Origin of the sequence: Cellulomonas sp. A375-1 (assembly GCF_001040865.1) — a bacterium.
In the GTDB taxonomy this organism is placed as follows: domain Bacteria; phylum Actinomycetota; class Actinomycetes; order Actinomycetales; family Cellulomonadaceae; genus Cellulomonas; species Cellulomonas gelida.
On the sequence record NZ_LFKW01000036.1, the window covers coordinates 1 to 8,817 of the forward strand.

The following is an 8,817-nucleotide window of genomic DNA, read 5'->3' on the forward strand; positions in this document are numbered from 1 at the left end:
ACCTCACGAGCGAGTGGAACACCGACGAGTCGCGGCCGCGCAAGTTCTACCGGACCAGCGCCGCCGGCCGGCAGCTCGCCCGCACCCTGACCGACGAGCTCCGCGCGATCGCCGCCGCGGTCGACGCCCTGCCCGACAAGGAGTGACCATGCACCGCACCCCAGCCCACCCGGGCGCGACCAGCGAGGCCCTCACCGACGCGAGCCTGACCGCGCGGTACGTCGAGGCCGCGACGCGCACCGTGCCGGACGCGCAGCGCGCCGACGTGGCCGCCGAGCTGCGCGCGTCGATCGACGACCAGGTCGAGGCGCGCGCCGCGCAGGGCGCGGACCCCGCGGCGGCCGAGCGCGCCGTCCTGACCGCGCTCGGCGACCCCGACGCGCTCGCCGCGGGCTACACCGACCGCCCGCTGCACCTGATCGGCCCGCGCTTCTTCCTGGCGTGGTCGCGCCTGCTCAGGCTCCTGCTCGCGATCGTCGTGCCCTGCGTGGCGTTCGCGGTCGCCCTCGGGGGCGCGCTCGACGGCGACTCGTTCGGCTCGGTCGTCGGCTCGGTCGTCGTCACCGCGATCGGTGTCGCGGTGCACCTCGCGTTCTGGACGACGCTCGTGTTCGCGGTCGTCGAGCGCACGTCGCGGGCGGACCACGAGCCGCTCGCGCCGTGGAGCGTCGAGAAGCTGCCCGAGAAGCAGGACACCGGCACGGGTCTGGGCGAGCTCGTCGCGACCCTCGGGCTGCTGGCGCTCGCCGCCGGTGCGGTGCTCTGGGACCACGCGCGCGGCGTCGTCGTGACGGGCCAGACGGACGAGTCGTTCCTCGACCCCTCGCTGTGGCCGGTGTGGACCACGGGCCTGTTCGTCCTGCTCGCCGCGGAGGCGCTGATCGCGGTGACCGTGTACGCGCGGCGGCGCTGGACGATGCCGCTGGCGGCCGCGAACGCGGTGCTCAACCTGGTGCTCGTCGTCGGCGTGCTGTGGCTCTACGCGCAGGACCGGCTGGTCAACCCCGAGTTCTTCCCGGCGCTCGTCGAGGGGGACGCGGCCGAGGTCACGAGCATCGTCGCGACCGTGCTGGCGTTCGTGTTCGTCGGCAGCGGGCTGTGGGACACGTTCGACGGGTTCCGCAAGGCACGCCGGGTGCGGTGACGCCTCAGCAGGTGTCCGCGGCCGGCTGGCCCGCGAAGCGGGCACCCGTCCAGGCGAACAGGTCGCGCATCGCCGGCGAGCCCGCCTCGACGAGCGGCACGTGGTTGAGCCCCGCGTAGGTGCGGTAGTCCACGGCGTACCCGGCGTCGCAGCGCGCCCGCACGTAGGCGTCCTGCGCGGCCGGCAGGACGAGCGAGTCGTCGGCGCCCTGCCCGACGAGCACCGGCGCGTCGATCGGGCCGGACGGCACGTTCTGCACGAGGCGGTCGTGCAGCGCGCCGCGGTCCGGGTCGCCGTCCCAGATGGGCTTGTCGAGCACGAGGGTCGAGAGCACCGAGACCAGGACGCCCGGGTCCTCGAGGCACCGCTGCGCCATCTCCCGCACGAGCGTGCGCGCGGCCGGGCGCACGTAGTCGTCGAACCGCACGTCCGGGTAGGTGCTCGTGTAGCCCTCCGCGACGTACGCCGCGAACAGCTCCCCGCCCGTGATGCCGTCGAGGCTGTGCACGAGCTCCGGCAGGTTGGCCGCGGGCGCCAGCGCGGCGACGCCGTCGAGCGTGAGCTCGGGCGCGTACGACGACGCGAGCACGCCCGTCCACAGCGCGGCACCCCCGCCCTGCGAGTGCCCCCACACGACCGTCCGGTCCGCGAGCGCGACGCCCTCGAGCTGGTGCGCGGCGCGGATCGAGTCGAGGACCGAGCGTGCCGTGGCGTCGCCGACGAGGTACGCGTGCGGGCCCCGGGTGCCGAGGCCCACGTAGTCGGTCGCGACCATCGCCCAGCCGTGCGCCGCGACCTGGTCGGCGACGAACATCGCCCCGGCCGCGAGCCCCGACTCGAGCACGGACGGCGCGCAGCCCGGCGAGACGCCGGTGGTGCCGTGCGCCCAGGTCACGACGTCGGCGGGCGGCGCCCCCGCACCGACCGACGACCGCGGCACGAGCACCAGCCCCGACGCCACCGCGGGCGTCCGGTCGTCACGCGTCGTGGTGTAGAGGATCCGCCAGGCCGCGACGCCGTCCGGGACCCAGTCCGCCGCGAAGGGCTCGCTGCGGATCAGCCGTCCCGGCTCGGCGGGCACGGCCTCGGGTGGCGTGTAGAACGCGTCGGGCCGGTGCGCTCCGCGCTGCAGCCCCACGCTGACCACCGCGACGACGACCGCCAGCAGCAGCACCGCCGCGTTGCCGCCGAGCCGCCACCGTCCCGGGCGCGCCCGCTCGCGAGCGCCCGCCCGGGCGGGTCTGCCCGTGGTCGCCGCGACGATCGCACGGGCGCCCAGCATGAGCACCTTGAGCCCGAAGACCAGGCCCACGACGAGCAACGTGACGTCCGGCCACGCGAGCGCGACGAGCCCGAGCAGCACCGACGCCGCGCCCCCGAGCCACGCGTTCCACCGCGCGGTCCCGCGCGCCTGCACCCCCGCCCACAGGTCCAGGGCCCCGTCGACGACGAGCGCGACGCCGACGACGAGCGCGAGCACACGGATCGTCGGACCGGGCCACACCAGCACGACGACCGCCGCCGCGAGGTAGAGCGCACCGGACACCCAGCGCAGGTGGCGACCGTCCCGACCCGCCGCGACGAGCTGCGTGCCGCCCGCGACGACGAGCCCCACGACCGCCGCGATCAGCAGCACCGCGAGCGACGAGAACGGCCGCAACGCCAGGAACAGCCCGACGAGCACCGCCAGCACCCCGAGCGCGAACCGCACCCACCGCGCGAACCGCGCCAACGTCCGCCCGCCGTGCGATCCGCGCGAGCCCGGCCGAGCCGGTGACGCCGGCGCGCCCGGACCGGTCGACGAGGGCGTCGGGGCCGAGGGGGCGGGCGGGCCGTCGGGCATGGCGCCAACGTAGCGAGGGATCACGCCGGCCACGGCCCGCTCCTCCCCGACACCCGGGCGGCAGCGTCGCCGCCCTCCCCGCCGGCTCCCCCGCCGCACGACTCCCCCCGGAGAACCCGATGCACTCGACCTACCAGCGCGCCTCGGTCACGCGCGTGCAGAACCGCCCCGGCACCGCGCCCGCGCGCGGCGTCTCCCTCGCCGACTACGCCCAGGCGCTCGAGGCCCGATCCGACGGCCGTCGCTACGGCCGCAACAAGGTCAAGGACGTGCCCGGTCAGGCCGTCGTGACGTTCCCCGACGGGCGCGTCGAGCGGGTCCGGTTCACGCAGGACACCGTCGCCGAGGGCCGCGAGGTGTGGATCCGGACCGCGTGGCGCCGGCGTCGCTCACGCCGCCCCCGCTCGGCGACGGTCTTCCAGGTGGGCGACTGACCGCCAGCCGGCACCGACCGCAGCAGCACCGACCGCAGCAGCACCGACCCCGCGCACCGACCGGGCAGCACCGAACGGGCAGCACCGAACGGCACCACCCCGTGGCGTCGACAGCGCGTGCGTCCCGGGCCCAGGATGGGCGCGTGACACGGCCCGACGACGAGGTGAGCGGCTGATGAGCGGCGTCGCCGAGCGGTTCGCGGGGCTCACCCCCGGGCGCGCGCTCGTCGTCGGCGCCGCGGGCACCGACGCGACGGTGCTGGCCGAGCGCGGCTGGACCGTGACCGTCGTCGACCCGGCGCAGGACTCGCTCGACCGCGCCCGGGACCACGCGGGTGCGACGAGCCGGTTCACCTGGGTGTGCGCCGACCCCGCGACCTGGCTCACCGCGCAGCGGTTCGACCTCGTGACGTCGACGAGCGTCACTCCTCGACCTGACCGCTGGCTCTGCGCGCTCGCGGCGCTCGTCGCACCGCGCGGTTCACTCGTCGTCGGGGCCGACGCGGGCGAGGGCGAACTCGCGGCGCTGCTCGGCCCGGGCGACTGGACGGTCGAGACCGCCCCGCCCGACGGACCGGGCGCTCACGGTCCCGCCGTGCTGCACGCTCGTCGTCGGGGCGCGGTCCTGCACTGACCCCGCTCGGCTACGCGGCCTGCGGTCCCGCGAGCGACCGGCGGCGCGCCTTGGCGCGCACCACCCACCAGATCACACCGCCCACGGTCAGCCCGAACCCGACGACGCCCAGGCCGATCGCGACGAACACGCCCCCGACCGTGCCCAGCAGACCCGAGACGAAGCCCGCGACGTCGTGCCCCTCGACGAGCACGACCAGCGCGTCGTCGGACGACGCGGCCGGGACCGTCAACGTGTACTCGCCCGCCGACTCCACGCGGAACCCCGCGACGGTGAACGCGCGGCTGCCCCCCATGCTCGCGTTGCCGTTCACGCCGGGCGGCTCGGCGGTCACCAGCTCGCCGTCGGGGCCGGTGAGCTGCGCCGTGCCCTCGAGGTTCGCGTAGCGCTCGCTCGCCGGGACCACGAGGTACAGGTCGTAGTAGCCGGGCTCGAGCGTGGCGGTCGTCGTGCCGGGGGCGTCGGTGGACGCGAGCGACGACGAACCCGGGTTCCCGCTGCCGTCGAGCACGCCGAGCGGCACGATCGACACGAACGTCCGCACGACGAAGAACGCGACGACGATCGTCGCGACGACCAGGAAGACTCCCACGGCTGTGAGCGTGATCGGCCCGGCGAGCGACGTCTTGACCGGCCGCGGCGGCACGCCCGGCGGCGGCCCTCCGTACGGCCCGTAGGGCACGGTCGCCCCGGCCCCGTACGGCTGACCGGGGTACGGCTGACCGGGGTACGGCTGACCCGGGTACGGCTGACCCGGGGATGGCTGACCCGAGGATGGCGGACCCGCGTACGGCTGGCCCGGGGGCGGGCCCGGGTACGGCTGCGGCTGCGACGGGTTCGGCTCAGGCTGGTTCGGCTGCTGCGGTGTGGCCCCCATGCCGAGCGAGCCTACGGCGCCGTCGGACGGCGTGGGGGTCAGGTGAGCGGTCGCTGCATCAGGACGACCTCGAACCCGGGCCGGCCCGTCTGCGCGACGGGCTCGAAGCCCCACGAGCGGTAGACGTCGTCCAGGTGCGGGTTGGACGCGCGGTGGTCGAGGCGCAGCCACGTCACCCCCGCCGCCCGCGCCCGCGAGTCCGCCCACTCGACGAGCGCCCGGCCCAGCCCGGAGCCCGACGCGCGCCGCCCGACCATGAGCCCGTGCACGTACAGCGCCGACGCGTCGTCGTCGCCCCAGTACTCCGGGTCCGTACCGACGAGTCGCACGGCGGCGACCACTCCGTCGTCGTCCCGCACCACCCACCACTGCCCGTCCGCGACCTGCGCCGCGATGCGCTCGAGCGGCACCGAGCCGACGGGCCACTGGTCGATCCCGCGCGCGGCCATCCAGTCCTCGAGCGAACGGCGCAGCGCGTGGATCGCCACGACGTCGTCGGTGCCTGCCTGCCGCGGTTCGGTGCTCATGCCTGCCGACGATACGGATGCCGGGCGCCGCCGCCCGTCGGGCGCCGCGCGGCGCTCTGCACAGCGGACACCGACGCGGCGCTTTGCGTAGTGGATACCGACGCGCGGGCCGCCGGCCGCACGCGAGGCTGGCCCACGTCACCGGCACGCAGTCCGCGGGTCGGGGCGGAGGGGGCCTTCCGTGAGTGAGCTGACGCACGAGATCGCGACACCGAGCGCGCCCGAGCCCGAGCCGGTCCCCACCCCCGCCACACAGGCCCTGACCCCGGCACCGCTCAGCCACCTCCCGGTCGGGGGCGAGTTCCTCGGCCCGGACGACGCGTTGCCCGCCTCGCCGACCCCCGGGACCCCCGCGTACCTGCTCGCGTTCGACCCGGCCGTCGGCAAGTTCCGGCAGTCGGAGTACGAGACCGCTCGGCGGATCATCGACGAGCGGCAGGTCAGGCTGCGCCGCGCCGAGCCGGGCGCCCGGCACGACTGGGTCGACCAGCACGGCACGACCTACGACGCCGTGGGCAACTTCCCGGCGAAGTTCTTCGACAAGCAGTGGGACAAGCTGAAGGAGCAGATCGTGCTGCACCTCAAGAAGGCGCAGGTCGTGCCGGTGGACGTGGCACAGTTCACCGAGGAGCAGCGGGTGCTCGTCCGCGAGTTCGTGAGAGGCCTGGCGAACGTCCAGGTCGTCATCGTGGGAGACAAGTGATGGCGGGAACGGTGTTTCTCGAGGACGGCCGCGACTGGAGCACGTCGTCGTCGATCTTCTACTGGACGCTCGACGCGCTGGCCGACCGTGCGTCCGAGCCGCTCGCCGAGATCCTGCGGGAGATCAGCGAGTACAACCTCGGCATGCTCAGCCTGGACGACCTCGCGCCCGAGCAGCGCACCGAGCTCGTGGGGCTCGTCGCCAACCTCCCGACGACCGCACGCGCCGAGCTGCCGCAGAGCGACGGTCGGGACGCGATCCTGGCGCAGCTCGACGAGCTCGCGGCCCTGCTCTCCGGCGGCGCGTCCTCCGCCGACTGACCACCCCGGCCGCACGCTCGTCGGACACGTTCGTCGGACACGCGCGTCGGACACACGTCGCGTCCGACGAACGCGCGTCAGCCGGTGCGCTGGCCGGGCTCGAGCCCGGTGACGGTCGTGAGCAGGAAGACGGAGTCCTCGAGCGCCAGGACCGCGTGCCGCTCGTGGGTGAGCACGACGAGCTCGCCCTCGGCCACCTCGGACTCGTCGATCCCGGTCACGCGCACCCGCCCGACGAGCACCTGCAGGCTGGCCGCGTGCGGCGAGTTGTGCTCCGCGAGCTCGGTACCAGCGACGAGCGCGAGCACGGTCTGCCGGAGCACCCCGTCGTGCACGACGAGCTGCGCGTCTCTCCCGTGCGCGGACGCCCGCGCCGCCTCCAGCCGCTCCCGCCCGGCTCCCACAAGGTCAGCCATCTGCACCCCTTCGTCAGTCGGTAGCCCCACCTTCCCGCACGAGAGGCGTCTCGGCGCGCATATCGGGTGGACCTGGTCACGCCAGGCGTGCCTTTCTCCACCCGTGGGCCGGTCGGGACGCCGCGTCCGAGCCAGGAGCCGCGTTCGTCGGACGCTCGTTCGTCGGACGAGCCCGCCGTCAGCAGCAGCGGTCGTGCGTGAGGAGCTCGCGGGCGTCGTCGCGCGCACGCCACCACTGCGCGCGCGTGAGCGGAGGGTGGTCGGCGCCCGCGTGCGCGGCGACGTACCGGTCGTACGCCGCCTCACCTGTGGACTCACGGACGAACCGCCGCACGCTCGTCGCGACGCCGCGCGCGCCGTCGAGCAGCCGTGCCCACATCAGTGGTGCCCTCCCGCGAGCAGCCTCGGGTCGCCGACCTGCGCGTACTCCGTCTCGACCTTGCGCTCGAGCGGGCTCGGCACGAGCAGCCCCTGCGGTGCGTAGAAGTGCGACGGCTCGTACGGGTCCTCACTGGACTCGGCGGGCGCACCCCGGCCCGCGCCCGCACGCACCGCCTTGAGCACGGCCATCAGCGCCGTGACCATGAGCAGCGCCACGAGCACCAGGAACGCGATCGACAGCGTCCCCTGGATCGCGGTGTTGCGGACCGTGGCGTGCGCGTCGGCGAGCGCCTGCCCCTCGAGCCCGCCCGCGGCGATCGTGTCCTTCGTCGCGTTGTGCAGCGCCCAGTACCCGAGCGCCAGGTCGCTCGAGAAGATCTTCTGGAACGACGCGGTGAACGTCGTGGCGGTGTCCACCGCGAGCGGCACCAGTGGGATCCACACCCACTTCAGGTAGCCCTTCTTGACCACCATCACCGTGACGATCGTGAGCGCGCAGGCAGCGATGAGCTGGTTGGCGATCCCGAACAACGGGAACAGCGTCCGGATCCCGCCGTTGGGATCGGTCACGCCCATGAGCAGCAGCGAGCCCCACGCCGCGACGACGACACCCGTGGTCAGCCACGAGCCGACGCGCCACCCGGGGTCGCGGAACTTGGGCAGCACGTTGCCGATCGCGTCGCCGAGCTGGAACCGCGCCACACGGGTCACCGCGTCCACCGCGGACAGGATGAACAGCGCCTCGAACATGATCGCGAAGTGGTACCAGAACGACATCATGGCTTTGCCGCCGACGACGTTGTGCATGATGTTCGCCATCCCGACCGCGAGGGTCGGCGCGCCGCCGGTGCGCGACACGACGGACGGCTCGCCCACGTCGTCGGCCACGGCCTCGAGCGCAGGGGCTCCGGTGAGCGTGACCTCGTCGCCGTCGACGACCGTCTCCCAGATGATCTCGGGCTGGTTGCCGGCGGGGTCGGACACGCCGAGGTTCGCGATGGCGGCGGCGGCGTTCTCCTCGGGCGTCGCCTGCGCGGAGTACGACGAGCCCGCGGTGGACTGGATGGACGCCGCGGACATGTTCATCGAGAAGTAGATGCCCTGGTTGAGCGAGACCGCCGCCGCGAGCGCCATGATCGCCACGAACGACTCCATGAGCATGCCGCCGTACCCGATCATCCGGGTCTGCGACTCCTTCTGGATCATCTTCGGCGTCGTGCCGGAGGCGACCATGGCGTGCATCCCCGAGAGCGCGCCGCACGCGATCGTGATGAACAGGAACGGGAACAGGGCGCCGGCGAACACGGGCCCCTCGGTGTTGAACGCGAACTCCGTGAAGTCCGGCATCTGCGCGATCGGCCGCACGACCACGATGCCCACGGCGAGCACGATGATCGTGCCGACCTTCATGAACGTCGACAGGTAGTCCCGCGGCGTGAGCAGCAGCCACACCGGCAGCACCGCCGCGAGGAACCCGTAGACCACCATGCAGACGACGAGCGTGGTGGGCGTCAGGTGGAAGAACTCCCCCCACGACG

The 8,817-nt window shown here is 74.1% G+C and carries 11 protein-coding genes; 5 read left to right on the forward strand and 6 right to left on the reverse strand.

All coding sequences use genetic code 11. The features are described from left to right. The first annotated feature begins 148 nt into the window (after window positions 1-148). On the forward strand, window positions 149-1,144 hold the full coding sequence (locus CWIS_RS03835; RefSeq protein ID WP_048341987.1) for a permease prefix domain 1-containing protein: 996 nt from the start codon (window positions 149-151) through the stop codon (window positions 1,142-1,144). A 4-nt stretch (window positions 1,145-1,148) separates the two neighbouring features. Here the strand turns inward: CWIS_RS03835 and CWIS_RS03840 are convergent, their stop codons facing one another. Continuing rightward, a complete protein-coding gene (locus CWIS_RS03840; RefSeq protein ID WP_082156194.1) occupies window positions 1,149-2,987 on the reverse strand; it encodes a lipase family protein in 1,839 nt (612 codons plus the stop codon). Between the two features lie 119 nt (window positions 2,988-3,106). Here CWIS_RS03840 and CWIS_RS03845 point away from each other — a divergent pair, with 119 nt between their 5' ends. Next, the gene (locus tag CWIS_RS03845; protein WP_048341926.1) at window positions 3,107-3,421 is read left to right on the forward strand and encodes a hypothetical protein; all 315 of its coding nucleotides are present in this window, start codon (window positions 3,107-3,109) and stop codon (window positions 3,419-3,421) included. A gap of 175 nt (window positions 3,422-3,596) precedes the next feature. Then, entirely contained in the window at window positions 3,597-4,055 is a 459-nt protein-coding gene (locus tag CWIS_RS17420) for a bifunctional 2-polyprenyl-6-hydroxyphenol methylase/3-demethylubiquinol 3-O-methyltransferase UbiG (RefSeq protein WP_053071528.1), read from the forward strand. A 10-nt stretch (window positions 4,056-4,065) separates the two neighbouring features. On the opposite strand, the gene CWIS_RS03855 is transcribed toward CWIS_RS17420, so the two are convergent. Both CWIS_RS03855 and CWIS_RS03860 read right to left on the reverse strand, forming a co-directional pair. Further along, window positions 4,066-4,932 carry a hypothetical protein gene (locus CWIS_RS03855; protein WP_156186531.1) on the reverse strand — a complete coding sequence of 289 codons (867 nt, stop codon included), beginning with the start codon at window positions 4,930-4,932 and terminating at the stop codon, window positions 4,066-4,068. 38 nt (window positions 4,933-4,970) lie between these two features. Further along, window positions 4,971-5,459 carry a GNAT family N-acetyltransferase gene (locus tag CWIS_RS03860; protein WP_048341928.1) on the reverse strand — a complete coding sequence of 163 codons (489 nt, stop codon included), beginning with the start codon at window positions 5,457-5,459 and terminating at the stop codon, window positions 4,971-4,973. Window positions 5,460-5,640: 181 nt separating this feature from the next. Here CWIS_RS03860 and CWIS_RS03865 point away from each other — a divergent pair, with 181 nt between their 5' ends. Both CWIS_RS03865 and CWIS_RS03870 read left to right on the forward strand, forming a co-directional pair. After that, entirely contained in the window at window positions 5,641-6,162 is a 522-nt protein-coding gene (locus tag CWIS_RS03865; RefSeq protein WP_048341929.1) for a hypothetical protein, read from the forward strand. Beyond that, window positions 6,162-6,482, forward strand: a complete 321-nt coding sequence (locus tag CWIS_RS03870) for a hypothetical protein (protein WP_048341930.1) — start codon at window positions 6,162-6,164, stop codon at window positions 6,480-6,482. Before CWIS_RS03865 ends, CWIS_RS03870 begins: the two co-directional genes overlap by 1 nt. A 77-nt stretch (window positions 6,483-6,559) precedes the next feature. Here the strand turns inward: CWIS_RS03870 and CWIS_RS03875 are convergent, their stop codons facing one another. The 3 genes from CWIS_RS03875 to CWIS_RS19220 form a co-directional block, all read right to left on the reverse strand. Continuing rightward, entirely contained in the window at window positions 6,560-6,898 is a 339-nt protein-coding gene (locus tag CWIS_RS03875; protein ID WP_048341931.1) for a cupin, read from the reverse strand. A gap of 178 nt (window positions 6,899-7,076) precedes the next feature. After that, window positions 7,077-7,277, reverse strand: coding sequence for a YbdD/YjiX family protein (locus CWIS_RS03880; protein ID WP_048341932.1), 201 nt, complete (start codon window positions 7,275-7,277; stop codon window positions 7,077-7,079). Then, a partial coding sequence (locus CWIS_RS19220) for a carbon starvation CstA family protein (protein WP_048342001.1) occupies window positions 7,277-8,817 on the reverse strand: 1,541 nt, incomplete at its 5' end. The genes CWIS_RS03880 and CWIS_RS19220, both read right to left, overlap by 1 nt.